Below are 22,206 nucleotides of genomic sequence, written 5' to 3' on the forward strand. Positions count from 1 at the left end.
ATGCATTTCAGCGAACTGATGGCTGTTATTTCCACCCATGCGATCCGCCTTCAACAGGAAGATGAAGACCTGGTCATTCTGGGCAGCGACGACGCGCTGGATGACGCGTTGTGGGACAGCCTCTCGGCGCACAAGGCGCAGTTGCTGGAGTTGGTCGCCGAACACGGCGGCGACTGGCTGAGTCCTGCGTTTCGCATTACTCCGGACATGCTGCCGTTGGTGAAGCTGAATCAGGACACCCTTGATCGCATCGTCGCCACGGTGCCGGGTGGCGCCGCCAATGTGCAGGACATTTATCCACTGTCCGCGTTGCAGGAGGGCATGCTGTATCACCACCTCTCGGCCGCTGCCGGTGACCCTTACATCTCGCAGGCGCGCTTCGTGTTCGACAGCCAGGAGCGGCTGAACGCCTTCGCCGACGCGCTGCGCTGGGTGGTTAAACGTCACGACATCCTGCGCACTTCGTTCGTCTGGGAATACCTCGACGAAGCGGTGCAAGTGGTCTGGCGCGAGGCGCCGCTGGTGTGTCAGGCAATTACCGTCGACAGCGACCGAGACGTGCTCACGCAATTGCTCGAACGCCATGACCCGCAGCACTTCCGCCTCGACATGCAGCAAGCGCCGCTGCTGCGCATGGTCTATGCGCAGGATCCGGTTCAGGACCGCGTGGTCGCGCTGTTGCTGTTTCATCACATGATCATGGATCACGTTGCGCTGGATGTACTGCGCCGGGAAATTCAGGCCTGTCTGCTCGGGCAGACCGCGCAAGTGCCTGCCGCTGTGCCGTATCGCGATCACTTGGCCAAGGCGCGCAGTGCCGGCAACGAGCAGGCGCAGGAAGCATTTTTCCGCGACATGCTCGCTGATATCGACGAGCCGACGCTGCCCTGTGGACTGCAGGATGTGCAGGGTGACGGCCACGCCATCGAGGAAGCCTCGGTAATGCTCGACAGCCGCTTGAGCCGGCAGTTGCGCGAACAGGCACGGCAGCTCGGCGTGAGTGTCGCGAGCCTGACGCATCTGGCCCTGGCGCGGGTACTGGGGCAATTGTCGGGGCGCACGGCGGTGGTGTTCGGCACCGTATTGCTGGGGCGGATGGACGCGGGCGAGGGCGGTGAGCAGGCGTTGGGGATGTTCATCAACACCTTGCCGCTGCGCGTTGATGTCGGTGAGCAAAGCGTGCGTGACGGCGTGCGTGCGACCCATCAGCGCCTGACAGCGTTGCTAGCGCATGAGCAAGCTTCGCTGGCCTTGGCCCAACGTTGCAGCGCCGTCGCGGTGCCGACGCCGCTGTTCAGCGCGATCCTCAACTACCGGCACAGCAGCGTCGAAGAAGTCGCTGACGTGGTCGACATTGCCCCCGGTGTGCAGGTGCTCGGCGCGCGCGAGCGCACCAACTATCCGCTGACCATCAACATCGATGACCTCGGCGTGGACTTGCGCGTCACCGCGCTGGCGGATGCGGCACTGGGCGCCGAGCGCATGGCGGCTTATTTGAACACCGCGCTGGAAAGTCTGGCGGCGGCCCTGCAATCCAGCGCCGATGTGGCGCTGCAAGAGTTGAAAATCCTCCCGACCAGCGAACGTGAACAACTGCTGCGCGGCGTCAATTCGCCGGTGGCACAGTTTCCGCAAACCCCATTGATCCACCAGCAATTCGAAGCCCATGCACAGGCCCGCCCGGACGCCACGGCGCTGATCTTCGACGGGCAGACGCTCAGCTACGGCGAACTCAATCGTCGCGCCAATCAGGTTGCGCATCATCTGTTGGCCCTGAACATTCGTCCCGATGACCGCGTGGCAATCTGCGTGGAACGTGGCCCGCAAATGCTCATCGGTCTGCTCGGTGTGCTCAAGGCTGGCGCCGGTTACGTGCCCATCGATCCGGCCTATCCGCTGGACCGAATCAGCTTCACCTTAAAGGACAGCGCACCGGTGGCGGTGCTGATGCAGTCCGCGACGCGCGATCGCGTGGCCGCTCTCGAGGTGCCGCAGATCGACCTCGACAGCGCTCACCTCAAGGCCGAACTCGACAGTAATCCGCAGATCGCCGAGCTGACGGCGGCGCATCTGGCGTACGTGATCTACACCTCCGGTTCCACCGGTCTGCCCAAAGGCGTGATGGTCGAGCATCGCAACGTGGCGCGTTTGTTCACTGCCACCGATGACTGGTTCCAGTTCAATCAACAAGACATTTGGGTGCTGTTCCATTCCTTCGCGTTCGACTTTTCGGTGTGGGAAATCTGGGGCGCACTGGCGTTCGGTGGGCAATTGCTGCTGGTCCCGCAAGCCGTCAGCCGCTCGCCGGACGACTGCTATGCATTGCTCTGCGAAACCGGGGTGACCGTGCTCAATCAGACGCCGAGCGCGTTCCGCCAACTGATCGCCGCACAGGGCCGCAGCACCTTGCAGCACTCCCTGCGCGAAGTGATTTTCGGTGGTGAAGCGTTGGAGCCGGGCTTGCTCAAGCCTTGGTATGCGCGGGTCGGCAATGCCGGAACGCGGCTGGTGAACATGTACGGCATCACCGAAACCACCGTGCACGTGACGTATCGGCCGCTGCAAGCCGCCGACGCGCAGTTGCTCGGCGTCAGCCCGATTGGCGTGCGCATTCCCGACCTGCAACTGTATGTTCTCGATGCGCAGCGCGAACCGGTTCCAGTCGGCGTGATTGGCGAGTTGTACGTCGGTGGCGCGGGTGTGGCGCGCGGTTATCTGAATCGCGAAGCACTGACCGCCGAGCGTTTTATCAATGATCCATTCGGCGACAACGCAGAGGCGCGGTTGTATAAAACCGGTGATCTCGCGCGCTGGGCCGCCGATGGCAGCCTCGAATACCTGGGACGCAACGACGACCAAGTGAAGATTCGCGGTTTCCGCATCGAACTGGGTGAGATCGAGGCACGTCTGTCTAGTTGCGAAGGCGTGCGCGAAGCCGTGGTGATTGCCCGTGAGGACAGCCCCGGTGATCAGCGTCTGGTTGCCTACTGGCTGGCTGACGCCGATGCCGCGCCTGATGTGGCGCAATTGCGTGATCATTTGCTGGCGACGCTGGCCGACTACATGGTGCCGAGCGCGTTCGTTCGCTTGGAAGCTTTCCCGTTGACCACCAACGGCAAGCTCGACCGCAAAGCCTTGCCAGCTCCGGACAGCGATGCATTCGCCCGGCGTGGTTTCGAAGCGCCGATCGGTGCCGTGGAAAACCTGATTGCCGGACTCTGGCAGACGTTACTCGGTGTCGAGCAGGTCGGCCGCCATGACAATTTCTTCGAACTCGGTGGCCATTCGCTGTTGGCAGTGAAGCTGATCGAACGCATGCGTCAACAGGATCTGCACTGTGACGTGCGCGTGTTGTTCGGTCAGCCGAGCGTGGCAGCGCTGGCGGCGACCTTGAGCAGCGAACGCGGCATTGTCGTTCCAGACAACCTGATCGAACCGGGTTGCACGCGCATTACCCCAGCCATGTTGCCGCTGGTCAATCTCGACCAAGCCGCTATCGACCGCGTGGTTGCCAGCGTGCCGGGCGGCATCGCCAATGTGCAGGACATCTATGCGCTGGCGCCGTTGCAGGCGGGGATTCTCTATCACCATCTGGCCACCAGCGCCGGTGACCCGTATGTGTTGCAGGCGCAATTCGCCTTCGACGGTCTGGCGCAGATCAAAACCTTCGTCCGCGCCTTGAACGGCGTGATCGCGCGCCATGACATTCTGCGCACCGGCATCGTTTGGGAGGGGCTCGAAGAAGCCGTACAGGTGGTCTGTCGTGAAGCAGCACTGGCGTTGGAACGCGTCGATGCCGACGAACTCGACGGCGACGTGCTGGAGCAGATGCAGGCGCGTTTCGATCCGCGCCACTACCGTCTGGACCTCAATCGCGCGCCGCTGATGCGCTTTGTCTACACCGAAGATCAGTCGCACAACCGCTGGATCGGCATTCTCCTGCTGCACCATATCGTCCTCGATCACACCGCGCTGGAAGTGCTGGTCGCGGAAATGAACGACGTCATGCTCGGCCGCAGCAGCGACCTACCGCCGCCGGTGCAGTACCGTAATTTCGTCGCGCAGGCGCGGCTCGGTGCCGATGATCAGGCTCATGAAGTCTTCTTCCGCGAGATGCTTGCTGACATTGACGAACCCACCGTGGCCTTCGGTTTGCAGGACGTGCACGGCGACGGCAGCGCGATCCTCGACAGTCATTCCGAGCTGGACGCCAGCCTTGGCCAGCGTCTGCGTGAGCAGGCACGGCGGCTGGGTGTCAGCGTCGCGAGTCTGGTGCATCAGGCCTGGGCTCAGGTGTTGGCGCAGGTGTCCGGTCAGCAGGACGTGGTGTTCGGCACGGTATTACTCGGCCGCATGCAGGGCGGAGAGGGCGCTGATCGGGCGTTGGGCATGTTCATCAACACCTTGCCGTTGCGCGTCAGCGTCGGTACGGATTCGGTAGAGAGCGGCGTGCGTGCCACCCATGCACGCCTGGCGCAGTTGCTCGGCCATGAGCAAGCCTCGCTGGCACTGGCTCAGCGTTGCAGCGGTGTCGCCGGTTCGCAAGCGCTGTTCAGCACTTTGCTCAACTACCGCCACAGCGCGCCGCAATCGGCTGCTGTCATGTGGGACGGCGTGCAGATTCTCAGCTCCCGCGAGCGCAGTAACTATCCGTTGGTGGTCAGCGTCGACGACCTTGGCGAAGGTTTTCGCTTGAGCGTGCAAGCGGTGCCACAGGTGGATGGCGCACGGGTCTGCGACTACTTGCAAACCGCCTTGCACAGTCTGGTCACGGCGCTGGAGTACACACCGCAGGCGCCGTTGCAGCAACTGACGATCGTGTCGCCGGGCGAGCGACAACGGGTGCTGGTCGGCTTCAACATCAGCGGTCGGGAATACCCGCCCGCACAAACAGTGCCGCGCCTTTTCGAGGCGCAAGTCTTGGCGTATCCCGAGGCGCTGGCGGTGGTGCAGGGTGAGCAAAAGCTGAATTACGGCGAACTGAATCAGCGCGCCAATTGCCTCGCTCATCACTTGATCGGGCTCGGCGTACAAGCCGATGACCGTGTCGCAATGTGCCTGCGTCGCGGCCCGGACATGCTCGTTGCAATGCTGGCGATTCTCAAGGCCGGCGCGGGTTACGTGCCGATCGATGCGGATTATCCGGCAGAACGCATTGCCTACCTGTTGCAGGACAGCGACCCGATCGCAGTACTGGCGCAGGCATCGACGCGCGACCTGCTTGGCGCTCTACCCGTGATCGATCTGGGCACCAACGACTGGCGGCACTTGCCTGACACCAACCCGGCACTGTCGAGGCTGACACCGGCAAATCTGGCCTACGTGATCTACACCTCCGGCTCTACCGGGCAGCCGAAAGGCGTGATGGTCGAGCACCGCACTCTGGAAAACCTCGTGCACTGGCACGCCGAAGCTTTCGATCTGCACGCCGGCAGCCACACCGCCAGCGTCGCCGGTTGCGGTTTCGATGCCATGGCCTGGGAAGTCTGGCCGGCACTGTGCGTCGGCGCGACCGTGCATCTGCCACCGCCCGCGATCAGCAATGAACACCTCGATGAGCTGCTCGAGTGGTGGCGCGCGCAGCCGTTGCAGGTGAGCTTTCTGCCGACCCCGGTGGCCGAATACGCGTTCAGTCGTGAACTGGGCCACCCGACCTTGCGCACGCTGCTGATCGGTGGCGACAAGTTGCGCCAGTTCCCGCGTGATCAGACGTTCGATGTAATCAATAACTACGGCCCGACCGAAGCCACGGTGGTGGCGACGTCCGGGCGCATCGAGCCCGGGCGGGTTTTGCACATTGGCCGGCCAATCGCCAATGCGCGGATTTATCTATTGGATCGCCAGCAACAGCCCGTGCCGACCGGTGTGCAAGGCGAGTTGTATGTCGGTGGCGCCGGGGTTGCGCGCGGTTATCTGAATCGTCTGGAACTGACCGCTGCACAATTTCTTGACGACCCGTTCAGCGACGAGCCGCACGCACGGATGTACCGCACCGGCGACCTCGCGCGCTGGCTGGACGACGGCAATATCGAATACCTGGGACGTAACGATGATCAGGTGAAATTGCGCGGTGTGCGTATTGAACTCGGCGAAATCGAAGCCGCGTTGAGCGCTCATGAAGCGGTCCGCGAATGCGTGGTGTTGGTGCGTGACGGGCGTCTGGTGGCGTGGTTCATCGCCATCGAATCGGTCGAGATCGGCGACTTGCACCGCCATCTGCAAGCGCGGCTGCCGGACACCTTGGTGCCGGCCGCTTACGTGCGACTGGACAGCCTGCCGCTCACGGCCCACGGCAAACTCGACCGCAAAGCCTTGCCCGAGCCGGATCAGGACGCGTGGCTCAGCCGTGAATATGAAGCGCCACAAGGCCCGGTCGAAATGGCGCTGGCGCAGATCTGGGCCGACGTACTCAACATCGAACAGATCGGCCGCCATGACAATTTCTTCGAACTCGGCGGCCATTCGCTGTTGGCGGTGAGCCTGATCGAACGCATGCGTCAGGCCGGTCTGAACGCCGATGTGCGCGTGCTGTTCAACCAGCCGAACCTGGCCGCGCTGGCGCGGGCCTTGGGCAGTGGACGGGAAATCGCGGTGCCGGCCAATCTTATCCCGTCCGATTGCACGTACATCACCCCCGATATGCTGACCCTGACCACGCTGGATCAAACCAGTATCGATCGTATCGTTGCCACGGTACCGGGCGGCGCCGCCAACGTGCAGGATATCTACCCGTTGGCACCGTTGCAGGAAGGCATTCTTTATCACCATCTGAGTGCCGAACAGGGCGATCCATACTTGCTGCAATCGCGTCTGGCTTTCGACAGCCTCGAACGTTTGCAAACCTTCGCCGAGCACTTGCAGCAGGTCATCGCCCGCCACGACATTCTGCGCACCAGCGTGGTCTGGGAAGGTTTGCCCAGCCCGCAGCAAGTGGTCTGGCGTCAGGCGCAGATGGTTGTGCAAAAGGTGCCGCTGGAGGCGCAGGACGGCGACATCCTCGAACAGTTGCACGCGCGTTTCGATGCCCGGCATTTCCGCCTCGACTTGAATCAGGCACCCCTGATCCGCATGGTCTACGCCGAGGATCCGCTGCACCAGCAAGTCGTCGCGATCGTGCTGTTCCATCACTCGATTCTCGACCACACCGCCATGGACGTGATCGGCCGGGAAATGCACGCGTTGATGTTCGATCAGCTCGACACGCTGACGCCACCGATGCCGTATCGCAATTACGTGGCGCAGGCCCGCTTGGGTGCCGATGAGCAGGAACATGAAGCGTTCTTCCGCGAGATGCTCGGCGATATCGACGAGCCGACCTTGCCCTTCGGTCTGCAGGATGTCCAGGGCGACGGGCGTGGCATCGAAGAAGCGCTGCAACCGGTGAATGCCGGGCTCAATCTGCGCCTGCGTGAACAGGCGCGGCAGTTGGGTGTCAGCCCCGCGAGCCTGATGCACATGGCCTGGGCGCAGGTGTTGGGCGTGGTCTCCGGCCGCCGCGACGTGGTCTTCGGCACGGTGTTGATGGGGCGGATGCAGGGCGGCGAGGGTGCCGACCGCACGTTGGGGGTATTCATCAATACCTTGCCGCTGCGGGTTGATCTCGCTGAAGGCGTGCGCGCCGGGGTGAAAACCACCCATGCCCGGCTGACGGCGCTACTCGGCCATGAACATGCGTCACTGGCGCTGGCCCAACGATGCAGCGGCATGGTGGGTTCCGCGCCGCTGTTCAGCGCCTTGCTCAACTACCGGCACAGCGCCGCCGCACAACAGCCGCGCGACGGTCAGGGCATCTGGCAGGGCGTGCGCATGCTTGGCGGTGAGGAGCGCAGCAACTACCCGCTGACCCTGTCGGTGGATGATCTGGGCGAAGGGTTTGCCCTCGACGTACTGGCAGTCGCCGAGATCGGTGCGCAACGGATTTGCAGTTACATGCACACCGCACTGGAACATCTGGTGACCGCACTGGAAGAAACGCCGCAACGCCCGCTCAACCGTTTGCCGGTGCTCTCGGTGGCTGAGTACGAACACTTGCTGGTCGGCTTCAACCAGCATTCGGCGACCTATCCGCGTGGTGCGACGATTCAGCGCTTGGTCGAGGTTCAGGCCGAGCAGCAGCCGGACGCACTGGCTGTGGTTCAGGGCGCGCAGCACCTGACCTACGCGCAGCTCAATCAGCGCGCCAATCGCCTGGCTCATCACTTGCTCGGGCTCGGCGTGCAGCCCGATGACCGCGTCGCCGTGTGCCTGCGCCGCAGCTCGGACATGCTCGTCGCGCTGTTGGCGATCCTCAAGGCTGGCGCCGGTTATGTGCCGGTTGACCCGGCGTATCCGGCGGAACGCATCGCCTATCTGTTGCAGGACAGCGCGCCGATCGCGGTGCTGGCGCAGGCAGCGACGGCGGATTTGCTTGGCGCCGTGCCGCTGATTGATCTGGACAGTCCCACTTGGCAGCAGTTGTCCGAGAGCAATCCGCAATTGCCGGCGCTGACCCCGGCGCATCTTGCCTATGTGATCTACACCTCCGGCTCCACCGGCCAGCCGAAAGGTGTAATGGTCGAACACGCGACGCTGGAGAACCTTGTGCACTGGCACTGCGAGGCCTTCGACTTGCGCGCCGGCAGCCACACATCGAGCGTCGCCGGATTCGGTTTTGATGCGATGGCGTGGGAGGTCTGGCCGGCACTGTGTGTCGGCGCGACCCTGCATCTGCCACCGCAAACGGTGAGCAACGAGCACCTCGATGAGTTGCTGGAATGGTGGCGTGCGCAGCCGTTGCAGGTGAGTTTCCTGCCGACACCCGTCGCCGAATATGCGTTCAGTCGCGACCTCGGCCACCCGACCTTGCGCACGCTGTTGATCGGTGGCGACAAACTGCGCCAGTTCCCCCGCGAACAGACCTTCGCGGTGATCAATAACTACGGCCCGACCGAAGCCACGGTGGTTGCGACTTCTGGCGCGGTCAAGGCCGGGCAGGTGCTGCATATCGGTCGGCCGATGACCAACGCGAAGATTTATTTGCTCGACGACCAGCAGCGCCCCGTACCGGTCGGCGTCGCTGGCGAGTTGTATGTCGGCGGCGCGGGTGTGGCGCGCGGTTATCTGCATCGCCCTGAGCTGACTGCCGAACGCTTTCTCGACGACCCGTTCAGCGACCAACCGCAGGCGCGCATGTACCGTACCGGCGACCTCGCACGCTGGCTCGCCGACGGCAGTGTTGAATACCTGGGGCGCAATGACGATCAGGTCAAACTGCGCGGCGTGCGCATCGAACTGGGCGAAATCGAAGCAGCGTTGAGCCGCCACGAGGCCGTGCAGGATTGCGTGGTGCTGGTGCGCGACGGCCAGTTGCTGGCGTGGTTTACCGAACGCCTGAGCGTCGAAGTCGAGGACTTGCGCAGTCATCTGCAAGCGCAGTTGCCGCAAGCGCTGGTGCCCGCCGCTTACGTGCGTCTGCCAGCACTGCCGCTGACCGCCAACGGCAAACTCGACCGCAGGGCGTTGCCGGAGCCGGATCAAACGGCGTGGCTGAGCCGCGAATATGCCGCGCCGCAAGGTTCGGTGGAAATCGCGCTGGCGCAGATCTGGTCGGACGTCTTGAACGTTGAACAGGTCGGCCGCCACGACAACTTCTTCGAACTGGGCGGGCATTCATTGCTGGCGGTGACGTTGATCGAGCGCATGCGTCAGGTCGATCTGAGCACCGACGTACGCGTGCTGTTTAGCCAGCCGACGTTGGCTGCGCTGGCTGCTGCGGTGGGCAGCGGTCGCGAGGTTGCAGTGCCGGACAATCTGATTGCGGCCGATTGCACGCACATCACCCCGGACATGCTGCCACTGGTGCAACTGGATCAGTCCAGTATCGAACGCATCGTCGCCACGGTGCCGGGTGGCGCTGCCAATGTGCAGGATATTTATCCGCTGGCGCCGTTGCAGGAGGGGATTCTGTATCACCACATCAGCGCCGCGCAGGGCGATCCGTACCTGCTGCAATCGTGTCTGGCGTTCGACAGTATTGAACGTTTTCAAGGGTTCGCTGCGGCGCTGCATCAAGTCATGGCGCGCCACGACATCCTGCGCACTTCGATAGTTTGGCAAGGCCTTGCGGCGCCGGTGCAAGTGGTCTGGCGGCGTGCGGAGTTGCCGGTTCAAGCCGTGGCGCTGGAGCCTGCGCAGGGCGAAGCCATCGATCAGTTGCGTGCACGCTTCGATGCGCGGCACTGGCGTCTAAACTTGGATCAGGCACCGCTGCTGCGTTTGATGTATGCCCTCGACCCGGACAACCAGCGCGTGGTTGCCATGCTGTTGTTCCATCACATCGCCATGGACCACACCGCGCTGGCGGTGGTCAGCGAAGAAATGCAGGCCATTTTGCGCGGCGATGAACGATTGTCGGTAGACGTTGTGCCGTACCGCAATTATGTCGCGCAAACCCGCCTTGGCGTCAGTGAACAAGAGCACGAAGCGTTCTTCCGCGAAATGCTCGGCGACATCGACGAACCGACCCTGCCGTTCGGCTTGCAGGACGTGCACGGCGACGGCAATGACATCGAGGAAGTCAGTCAAGCGCTGCCCGCCGTGGTGGCGCAGCGTCTACGCAGTCAGGCACGGTTGCTCGGCGTCAGTGTCGCCAGTCTGTTCCATCTCGCCTGGGCGCAGGTGCTGGCGGCAACGTCCGCTCAGGAGCGGGTGGTGTTCGGCACGGTGCTGCTGGGTCGCATGCAGGGCGGTGCGGGTGCGGATCGTGGGCTGGGCATGTTCATCAACACCTTGCCGTTGCGTGTGGATGTTGACGAAAGCAACGTGCGCGCCGGGGTCAAGACGACGCATGCGCGGCTCAGTGCGCTGTTGGCCCACGAACATGCTTCGCTGGCATTGGCGCAGCGTTGCAGCGGTGTCGCGGCGCCGTCGCCACTGTTCAGCGCGATGCTCAACTACCGGCACAGCGACAGTGAGGCCCGAGAAAACGCCGCGCGTGATGGTTGGCAAGGGATCGAATCCCTTGCCGGCGAGGAACGCACCAATTACCCGTTGACCCTCAATGTCGACGATCTCGGCAGCGGTTTCGAACTGACGGTGATGACGCCGTCGCGCATTGGTGCGGCACGCGTTGGCCAGTACATGCACAACGCGCTGATCGCACTGGTTGAAGCCTTGGAGCACACCCCACAGCAAGCGTTGAATCGGCTGACGGTGTTGTCGGACGAGGAGCGGCAGGCGTTGCTGTTCGGCCTCAACGACACCGCAGTCGATTACGATTTGCAGCAGACGCTGCACGGCTTGTTCGAAGCGCAGGTGCAGCGTACGCCACAGACTGTGGCCGTCGTTGCCGGCGAGCAGGCATTGAGCTACACGCAGTTGAACGAGCGCGCCAACCGGCTGGCCGGGCACTTGATCAGCCTCGGTGTGCAGGTAGATTCACGGGTGGCGATCTGCGTCGAACGCAGTCTGGAAATGGTCATCGGCCTGCTGGCGATCAACAAGGCCGGCGCCGCTTATGTGCCGCTCGACCCGGCCTATCCGCCGGAGCGTCTGGCCTACATGCTCGAGGACAGCGCGCCGGCCGTGGTGCTGGTGCACGGGGCGACCCGTGCACTGTTCGGAGATCTCTCGGCACCGGTAATCGACCTCGACCAGAACACCTGGCAATCCTTGTCCGCCGAAAATCCGCAAATCCCGTCGCTGACACCCCAGCACAGCGCGTACGTGATCTACACCTCCGGCTCGACCGGCCAGCCGAAAGGCGTGGTCAACGAACACGCCGGTGTGGTCAACCGCTTGCTGTGGATGCAGGACGCCTATCAGCTGACGGCGGCCGATTCGGTGTTGCAGAAAACCCCGTTCAGTTTCGACGTGTCGGTGTGGGAATTCTTCTGGCCGTTGATGACCGGCGCGCGACTGGTCATGGCGCGGCCCGACGGGCATAAGGACCCGCAATACCTCACTGAAGTGATCGAAACCGAAAACATCACCACGCTGCACTTTGTGCCGTCGATGCTCGACGTGTTCCTCGCCAACAGCGACACCACACGCTGCGACAGCCTGCGGCAGGTGATGTGCAGCGGCGAGGCGTTGCCGGGCAGTCTGGTGCGGCGCTTCAAGCTGCAATGTCCGGGCAGCCAGTTGCATAACCTGTACGGCCCGACCGAAGCGGCCGTCGACGTCACCGCGTGGGATTGCTCTGGGCCTATCGAGCAGGTTCCGGACAACACACCGATCGGCAAACCGATCGCCAACACCCGGATGTACATCCTTGATGCGCAACAGCAACCGGTGCCGCAAGGCGTGATCGGCGAGTTGTACATCGCCGGTGTGCAGGTGGCGCGCGGTTATCTGAACCGGCCTGAGCTAAGTGCCGAGCGCTTCCTCGACGATCCGTTCCAGCCTGGCGGGCGCATGTACCGCACCGGCGACGTCGCGCGGTATCGGCCGGACGGCAACATCGAGTATCTGGGGCGTAACGATGATCAGGTGAAGATCCGCGGTCTGCGTATTGAGCTGGGCGAAATTCAGGCGCGGCTTGCACAGATCGAAGGTCTGCAGGAAGCCGTGGTGGTCGCCCGAGAAGACGTGCCGGGCGACAAACGTCTGGTCGCGTATTACACCGGTGAGCGTTTGGAAATCGATGTGCTGCGCAGTCATTTGCTCGAACACTTGCCGGACTACATGGTGCCCGCCGTGTTCGTGCATCTCGCCGCTTTGCCACTGAGCCCCAACGGCAAGCTAGACCGCAAGGCCTTGCCGGCGCCGGATCAGCAATCGCTGAAAATACGCGAATACGAAGCCCCGGTCGGTGAAGTCGAAATCACCCTCGCACGGCTCTGGGCCGAACTGCTCAACGTCGAACGGGTAGGGCGTCACGACCATTTCTTTGAACTGGGTGGTCACTCATTACTGGCGGTCAGTCTGATCGGCCGGTTACGTCAGGAAGGCATGGAAGCCGATGTCAGGGCGTTGTTCGAACAACCGACCCTGGCCGGCTACGCCGCAATTACGGAAAGAATGGAGATCGTCCTGTGAATGTGCTCGAACTGTTGGCCACATTGAAGGCTAAAGACATCCAACTGGCGGTCACCGATGATCAGCTGCGAGTGAACGGCAACAAACAGGCCTTGAGTGATTCGGCGTTGCTGGCGCTGTTGCGCGAACATAAACCGGCGCTGATCGAACTGATCAAGGCCGGGCAATACACGGCCAGCAAGGCCGGTCAGGTCGAGGTGCCGGCCAACGGCATCGCGGCCGACGCCACGCAGATCACCCCGTCGATGCTGACTCTGGTGGAGCTGGATCAGGCCAGCATCGACCACCTCGTGGCGCAAGTGCCCGGCGGCGCGGCGAATGTGCAGGACATCTACCCGCTGGCGCCGTTGCAGGAAGGCATTCTTTATCACCACGTCAGTGGCGGTGAAGGCGATCCGTATGTCATGCAGTCGCAATTCGCCTTCGCCAGCCGCGAACGTTTTCAGGCGTTCGCGCAAGCATTGCAAATGGTGATCGATCGCCATGACATTCTGCGTACTTCGGTGCACTGGCAAGGCCTCGACGCACCCGTGCAAGTGGTCTGGCGCCGCGCCGAGCTGTCCGTGGAAGAAGTCGTGGTGCCAGGCGCTGACAGCGATGTGCTGGCGTACCTGCACGAGCGTTTCGACGCCCGACACTTTCGCCTCGACGTCAACCGCGCGCCGCTCATGCGCCTGGCCCATGCCTGGGATGACGCCGGGCAACGGGTGATTGCCACGCTGCTGTTCCACCACATGGCCCTCGACCACTCGGCCCTCGATGTGGTGCGGCATGAAATGCGCGCCTGCCTCAGCGGGCAGCGCGAGTTGTTAGGGCGGCCGGTGCCGTTCCGCAATTACGTGGCGCAGGCGCGTCTGGGGGTCAGCGAAGCCGAGCATGAGGCGTTTTTCCGCGACATGCTCAGCAACATCGACGAGCCGACGTTGCCGTACGGTTTGCAAGACGTGCAGGGTGACGGCAGCGAGATCACCGAATTGAGCCAGCCGATCGAGCCGCTGCTGGGCCAGCGCTTGCGCGCCCAGGCACGCCAGCTCGGGGTGAGTGCCGCGAGCCTGTTTCACCTCGGTTGGGCGCAGGTGCTGGCAGCGTTGACCGGCAAGCAGCAGGTGGTGTTCGGCACGGTGCTTATGGGGCGCATGCAGGGCGCCGAAGCCATTGACCGGGCGCTGGGGATCTTCATCAACACTTTGCCGTTGCGGGTGAATGTCGACAGCGCCGACGTGCGTGCCGCCGTCAACGCGACCCATGCGCGGCTGACCTCGCTGATGCGCCATGAATACGCGCCCCTGGCCTTGGCCCAGCGCTGCAGCAATGTGGTCGCACCGACGCCGCTGTTCAGCACGCTGCTCAATTACCGCCACAGCCACACCGTCACCACGGCCAGCGCTGAAACGCTCGCAGCGTGGGAGGGCATTGCCACCCTGCACTCCGAGGAGCGCACCAATTATCCGCTGACCCTGAGCGTCGATGACTTCGGCGACGCGTTCAGCCTGACGTTGCTGGCGAGCACGCAAATCGACCCGCAGCGGATCTGCACCTACATGCACTGCGCGCTGGAAAATCTGCTGCTGGCACTGGAGCAGGCGCCGCAAACAGCGGTCAATCAACTGCCGGTTCTGCCGGCAGCGGAGCTTGAGCAAGTGCTGGTCGGCTTCAACGCTACGCAAATGAATTTCCCGCCGGCCCAGACCCTTCAGCAACGCTTCGAAGCCCAGGTTGCCGAGCGGCCGGAAGCGCTGGCAGCAGTGTTTGCCGACGCAAAATTGACCTATGCCGAGTTGAACCGCCACGCCAATGCCCTAGCGCATCACCTGATCGAGCGCGGGGTAAAACCCGACGACCGCGTGGCCATCGTCGCCCGCCGGGGGCTCGATACGCTGATCGGGCTCGTCGCGATTCTCAAGGCCGGCGCCGGTTACGTGCCGGTCGATCCGGCACACCCGGCCGAGCGCCTGAACTATCTGCTCGGCGACAGCGCGCCAGTGGTCGTGCTCACTCAAACCGATCTGCGTGAGCGCTTGCCGGCGCTGGACGTGCCGGTGATCGACCTCGACCGCTGCACCTGGCCTCTGACCTGCACGCTCGACCCGCACGTGGCGGGCATGACCCCCTCACACCTCGCCTACGTGATCTACACCTCCGGTTCCACCGGTCTGCCCAAAGGCGTGATGGTCGAACATCACACCTTGAACAATCTGGTCGATTGGCACTGCTCGGCATTCGACCTGTGCGCCGGTCGCCACACCTCGAGCCTCGCCGGTTTCGGTTTCGACGCGATGGCTTGGGAAGTCTGGCCGGCCCTGTGCGCAGGCGCGACGTTGCATCTGGCGCCGACCCACGATGGCAACGAAGACATCGACGCGCTACTGGCGTGGTGGCAGGCGCAACCGCTGGACGTGAGCTTTCTGCCGACGCCGGTGGCCGAATACGCCTTCAGCCAGAACCTCGAACACCCGACCCTGCGCACGCTGCTGATCGGCGGCGACCGCTTGCGCCAGTTCAGTCGCAACCAGCATTTCGACGTGATCAACAACTACGGCCCGACCGAGGCCACGGTGGTCGCGACATCGGGACGGGTCGACAGCGGCGACGCGTTGCACATCGGTAAACCGGTGAGCAACGCCACGGTGTATCTGCTTGATGAGCAGCAACGCCCGGTGCCGATGGGCGTGGCGGGCGAGCTGTACGTCGGCGGGGCGGGTGTCGCTCGTGGTTACCTCAATCGACCGGAAATGACCGCCGAGCGTTTTCTGCGTGACCCATTCAGCCGCTTACCGAACGCGCGCATGTACCGCACCGGTGACCTTGCGCGCTGGCGCGAGGACGGCACCCTCGAATACCTGGGGCGCAATGACGATCAGGTGAAAATCCGTGGCGTGCGCATCGAACTGGGGGAAATCGAAACCTGCCTCAATCAGTTGCCGGGGATTCAGGAAGCCGTGCTGCTGGCCCGCGAAGATCAGCCTGGTCAGCCGCGACTGGTGGCGTATTTCACCGAACAAGCACAGGTTGAAGCGCTGCCGGTCGGCGAGTTGCGCGCGCAATTGCTGAGCCGCTTGCCGGAGTACATGGTGCCGGTGGCGTTCGTCAAACTCGCCGCGTTGCCGTTGACTGCCAATGGCAAGGTCGACCGCAAAGCCTTGCCGGCACCGGAGCTGTCGGCGCTGTTCACTCGCGAATACGCAGCGCCCGAAGGCGAGGTGGAAACCGCGCTGGCGCAGATCTGGGCCGATGTGCTGCAGGTCGAACGGGTCGGGCGTCAGGATCACTTTTTCGAACTCGGCGGCCATTCGCTGCTGGCGATGCGCATGGTCTCGCAAGTGCGCCAACGGCTCGGCGTCGAACTGGCACTGGCTGAGCTGTTCGCCAACGCCGAATTGGCAGCGGTCGCGGCGGTACTGAGCGCGGCCGGGCGCTCTACGCAACCAGAGATTGTGCCGGTGCCGCGTGACGGCGCCTTGCCGTTGTCATTCGCCCAGCAACGCCTGTGGTTTCTGGCGCAAATGGAAGGCGCCAATACCGCGTACAACATTCCCGTGGCCCTGCGTTTGCGTGGCCGCCTCGACGACGCTGCGCTTCAGCGTGCACTGGCGCGGATCGTTGCCCGCCATGAAACCCTGCGCAGCCGTTTCGCCCAGTTCAATGATCAGGCACAGGTGCTGATCGCTCCGGTCGACAGCGGCCTGTTGTTGCGCGTCGAAGATCTGCGCCAGCATCCGCAAGCCGACGAAACCTTGCAGGCGCTGATTCAGGGCGAAGCGTCCGGGCCGTTCGACTTGCAGGGCGATGCGCTGATTCGCGGCCGGTTGGTGCGCTTGGCCGACGATCATCACGTGCTGTTGCTGACGCTGCACCACATCATCTCCGATGGCTGGTCGATGGGCGTTTTGACCCGCGAACTGATGGCGCTGTATCAGGCGTTCAGCCAGGGGCAGGCGGATCCACTGCCGCCGCTGCCGCTGCAATACACCGATTACGCGGTGTGGCAGCGGCGCTGGCTGAGCGGCGAGGTGCTGCAGCGCCAGAGCGAATACTGGCAGCAGACGCTGGCGGGCGCGCCGGCGCTGTTGCTGTTACCGACCGATCGTGCACGACCGGCGCAGCAGGATTACGCCGGCAGCAGCGTCGAAGTCGTGCTCGATGAACGTTTGAGTGCCGGCCTCAAGGCGCTGGGTCAGCGCCATGGCGTGACGCTGTACATGACGCTGATGAGTGCGTGGGCGATGCTGCTCAGTCGTTTGTCCGGTCAGTCGGAAGTAGTGATCGGTTCGCCCGTAGCCAACCGCAGCCGTGCCGAGATCGAAGGCTTGATCGGCATGTTCGTCAACACCTTGGCCTTGCGCATCGACACCTCGGGCGAACTGAGCGTCGAAGCGCTGCTGGCCCGAGTCAAGGCGCTGACGCTGGCGGCGCAGGCGCATCAGGATCTGCCGTTCGAGCAGGTGGTGGAAATCACCCGGCCACTGCGCAGTCTGGCGCACAGCCCGGTGTTCCAGACGTTGCTCAGTTGGGACGGTCTGCAAGGCCCGGCGCTGGCCCTCGGTGATTTGACCCTGGAAGGCGTGGCGGAACCGAGTCACTTCGCCAAGTTTGATGTCTCGCTGAACCTGAGCGAGTCCAACAGTGCGATTCGTGGTTCGCTGGAGTACGCCACGGCACTGTTCGACGAGGCGACGGTGCTGCGTTTCGCCGGCTATTTCCAGCGCCTGTTGCAGGCGATGGTCGCTAATGATCAAACGGTGCTGGAGCACGTGCCGCTGCTGGCGCAGGACGAACAGCAGCGGCTGCTGAATGAGTTCAATGCCACGGAGGTGGATTACAACCTTGAGCAGACCCTCCATGGTCTGTTCGAGGCGCAAGTGGCACGCACGCCAGAGGCCCCAGCGGTGGTAGCCGATGAGCAGCGCTTGACCTATGCCGAGCTGGATGCGAAGGCCAACCAACTGGCGCGGCACCTGCGTGGCTTGGGTGTGCAGGCGGATTCGCGGGTGGCGATTTGCGTCGAGCGCGGTCTGGACATGGTCATTGGCCTGCTGGCGATCCTCAAGGCTGGCGGCGGGTACGTGCCGCTGGACCCGGTGTATCCACTGGAGCGTCTGGCCTACATGCTGGACGACAGCGCGCCGCTGGCGGTGCTGGTGCAAGGTTCCACTCGCGGGCTGCTTGGTGACGTTGCTGTGCCTGTGATCGATCTCGATCAAGCGCACTGGCAGTCGCTGCCGAGCGACCCTCTGCCCATCGCCGAGTTGACCCCGCAACATATGGCGTACGTGATCTACACCTCCGGTTCGACCGGCCAGCCAAAAGGCGTGATCAACGAACACACCGCGGTGGTCAACCGCTTGCTGTGGATGCAGGACGCCTATCCACTGACAGCGGCGGACACGGTGCTGCAGAAGACGCCGTTCAGTTTTGACGTGTCGGTGTGGGAGTTTTTCTGGCCGCTGATGACCGGCGCACGTCTGGTCATGGCGCAACCCGGTGGCCACAAGGATCCGCTGTATCTCAGCGAAATCATCGAGCAAGAACGGATTACCACGCTGCACTTCGTGCCATCGATGCTCGACGTGTTCCTGGCCCATGGCGACAGCGCGCGCTGCTCGGAACTGCGTCAGGTGATGTGCAGCGGTGAAGCGTTGCCGGGCAGTCTGGTGCGGCGGTTCAAACGGCAATTGCCGGGCAGTGCGTTGCACAACCTCTATGGCCCGACCGAAGCCGCCGTCGACGTGACCGCGTGGAATTGCGCCGGGCCGCTGGAGCAAACCCCGGACAACACACCGATCGGCAAACCGATCGCCAACACCCGCATGTACATTCTCGATGGTCAGCAACAACCGGTCCCGCAAGGCGTTGTCGGTGAGTTGTACATCGGTGGCGTGCAGGTGGCCCGTGGTTACCTCAATCGACCAGAACTGAGCGCGGAACGCTTCCTTGATGATCCGTTCCAGGCCAATGGCCGCATGTATCGCACCGGCGACGTCGCCCGCTATCTGGCCGACGGCAATATCGAATACCTGGGCCGCAACGACGACCAGGTGAAAATCCGTGGCTTGCGCATCGAACTGGGTGAAATTCAGGCGCGCCTGACCCAGATCGAGGGGGTGCAGGAAGCGGTGGTGCTGGCCCGAGAAGACGTGCCGGGCGACAAGCGTCTGGTCGCGTATTACACCGGGGAGCGGCTGGACATCGAGACGCTGCGCAGCCATCTGCTGGAGCACCTGCCGGACTACATGGTGCCTGCGGTGTTCGTGCACCTTGATGCGCTGCCACTGAGTCCCAACGGCAAACTCGACCGCAAGGCACTGCCAGCGCCGGATCTGGCGGCATTGGCCGCGCGTGAATACGAGGCGCCGGTCGGCGAAGTGGAAATCCTCCTTGCTGCGCTCTGGGCGCAATTGCTCAACGTCGAACGGGTAGGGCGTCACGATCACTTTTTTGAGCTGGGCGGGCACTCACTGATGGCGGTGAATTTGCTGGCGAAGATGCGTCGTGCCGGCCTCAGCGCCGACATTCGCGTGCTGTTCAACCAGCCGACACTCGCCGCACTGGCGGCGGCAGTCGGTGGCGAGCCGCAAGCCGAGGTCCCGGCCAACCGCATTACGCCGGACTGCACGCGTATCACCCCGGATCTGCTGCCGCTGCTGACGCTCGATCAAGCGAGCCTTGACCGCATCGTCGCCAGCATCCCCGGCGGCACGGCCAATGTGCAGGACATTTATCCGCTGGCGCCGCTGCAGACCGGCATTCTGTTCCATCATCTGTCGGCCGCTCAGGGTGACCCCTACGTGTTGCAGGCACAGTTTGCGTTTGCCGACGAACAACGCCTGAACACCTTCACCGAGGCCTTGCAGAAAGTCATCCAACGCCACGACATTCTGCGCACCTCGCTGTTCTGGGAAGGTCTCGCAGACCCGGTGCAAGTGGTTTGGCGAGAGGCGTCGCTGGTCTGCGAGGCTATTGCGCTGGAGGACGTGAACGGCGATGCACTGGCGCAGTTGCGCGCTCGCTTCGATGCCGGTCACTACCGCATGGCCGTCAATCAGGCGCCGCTGATGCGCGTGGTCCACGCGTGGGACGCGGTCAATCAGCGGGTTGTCGCGTTGCTGCTGTTCCACCATCTGGTGATGGACCACGTCGCGCTGGAAGTGCTGCAAAAGGAAATGCAGGCCTTCCTCAGCGGCCAGCCGCAACGTCTCGCCGAACCAGTACCGTACAGAAATTACGTCGCGCAGACCTTGGCCGGTATGAGCGATCAGCAGCATGAAAGCTTCTTCCGCGACATGCTCGGCGATGTCGACGAGCCAACCTTGCCGTACGGCCAAGCCCCGGCACAGGAAGGGCTGGCTGAACAGGCGCGGTTGACCCTCGACCTCGGTCTGAGCCGCGACATCCGCCAGCAAGCGCGGCGTCTGGGCGTCAGCGCCGCGAGCCTGATGCACCTGGCCTGGGCGCAGGTGCTCGGACAGTTGTCGGGCCGCGACGACGTGGTGTTCGGCACGGTATTGCTTGGGCGCTTGCACGGCGGTGAGGGGGCCGAGCGTGCGCTCGGGATATTTATCAATACCTTGCCGCTGCGCATCGATCTGACCGCACACAGCGTCAAAGGCGCGGCATTGGCTACCCATCAACGGCTGAGCCAATTGCTCCAGCACGAACACGCGCAACTGGCGCGTATCCAGCATTGCAGCGCGATGGCGCCGACCACGCCGCTGTTCAGCACGTTGTTCAACTATCGTCACGGGGCTGCGACGACGAATGCCTCTGCCGAGGCCGCATCGGCGTGGCACGGCATGCAATTGCTGGAAGCCGAGGAGCACAGCAACTATCGCCTGACCCTCAGCGTCGACGATCTCGGCGAAGGCTTCAGCCTGAGCGCATTGGCCGGTGCCGGCATCGACGCGCGGCGCACCTGCGACTATCTGCAATGTGCCTTGCACAGCCTTGTGCAAGCGCTGGAACAGGCACCGCATCAAGGCTTCGAACGCTTGTCGATCCTGCCGGCCGCTGAGCGCGAACAGCTGTTGATCGGCTTTAATGCTACCCACGCCGATTACTCTCAGGGCCTGACGATCGGCCAGCGTTTCGAACAGCAAGTGGCTGAGCGAGCGCACGCGCCGGCGGCGATTTTTGCTGGCGCGAGCTTGAGTTACGCCGAACTCGACCAGCAGGCCAACGCCTTGGCGCATCACCTGATCGAAGCGGGTGTGCGAGCGGATGATCGGGTGGCCATTGTTGCCCGTCGCGGCCTCGACACGCTGGTCGGGCTGGTAGCGATTCTCAAGGCGGGCGCCGGTTATGTGCCGGTGGACCCGGCGCATCCAGCGGAGCGCCTGAACTATCTGCTGGAGGACAGCGCGCCGGTTGCGGTGTTGACCCAGAGCGAACTGCGCGCACGCCTGCCGGCGCTGCAAGTGCCGGTGATCGATCTCGATTTGCGTCAGTGGCCGAGCGCCAGAGTCGATACTCCGTCAGTGCCGGCGCTGACGCCGCAAAACCTGGCGTATGTGATCTACACCTCCGGTTCCACCGGGCAGCCCAAAGGCGTGATGGTCGAGCACCGCACCCTGAACAATCTGGTCGACTGGCATTGTGCGGTGTTCGATCTGCGCGCTGGCAGCCACACTTCAAGCCTCGCCGGGTTCGGTTTCGACGCCATGGCCTGGGAAGTCTGGCCGGCGTTGTGCGTCGGCGCGACCCTGCATCTGGCGCCGGCCCACGACAGCAACGAAGACATCGATGCGCTGCTCGACTGGTGGCGCGCGCAGCCGCTGGACGTAAGCTTCCTGCCGACGCCGGTGGCCGAGTACGCCTTCAGCCAGGAGCAGGCGCATCCGACCCTGAAAACCTTGCTGATCGGCGGCGACCGTCTGCGCCAGTTCAACCGCAACCAGTCCTTCAAGGTGATCAACAATTACGGCCCGACCGAGGCCACGGTGGTTGCCACGTCCGGGTTGATCGAGGCCGGGCAAGTGCTGCACATCGGCAAACCGGTGAGCAATGCCAGTGTTTACTTGCTCGATGAGCAGCAGCGTCCGGTGCCACTGGGGGTGATGGGCGAGTTGTACGTTGGCGGTGCCGGCGTCGCCCGTGGCTATTTGAACCGCCCGCAAATGACCGCCGAGCGTTTTCTGCACGATCCTTTCAGCCCTTTGCCGAATGCGCGGATGTACCGCACCGGTGACCTTGCGC

At 63.4% G+C, this 22,206-nt stretch carries 2 protein-coding genes (1 of these 2 cut by a window edge); both read left to right on the forward strand.

Annotation, left to right across the window (positions count from 1 at the left end; all coding sequences use genetic code 11):
* Positions 1 to 13,017, forward strand: a complete 13,017-nt coding sequence (locus tag F8N44_RS12335; RefSeq protein ID WP_150650501.1) for a non-ribosomal peptide synthetase — start codon at positions 1 to 3, stop codon at positions 13,015 to 13,017.
* Positions 13,014 to 22,206, forward strand: partial view of a non-ribosomal peptide synthetase gene (locus F8N44_RS12340; RefSeq protein ID WP_150650502.1) — the 5' portion only. The gene runs 8,633 nt beyond the window's last position; 9,193 of the gene's 17,826 nt are visible here — the first part of the coding sequence; its start codon is at positions 13,014 to 13,016; its stop codon lies beyond the right edge, outside the window. The genes F8N44_RS12335 and F8N44_RS12340 overlap by 4 nt, the downstream gene beginning before the upstream one ends.

The organism is Pseudomonas fluorescens (genome assembly GCF_902497745.1).
Lineage (GTDB): Bacteria > Pseudomonadota > Gammaproteobacteria > Pseudomonadales > Pseudomonadaceae > Aquipseudomonas > Aquipseudomonas fluorescens_BM.

Coding starts and splice junctions, on each gene's coding strand:
- F8N44_RS12335 (WP_150650501.1), top strand. CDS start 1: ATGCATTTCAGCGAACTGATGGCTGTTATTTCCACCCATGCGATCCGC.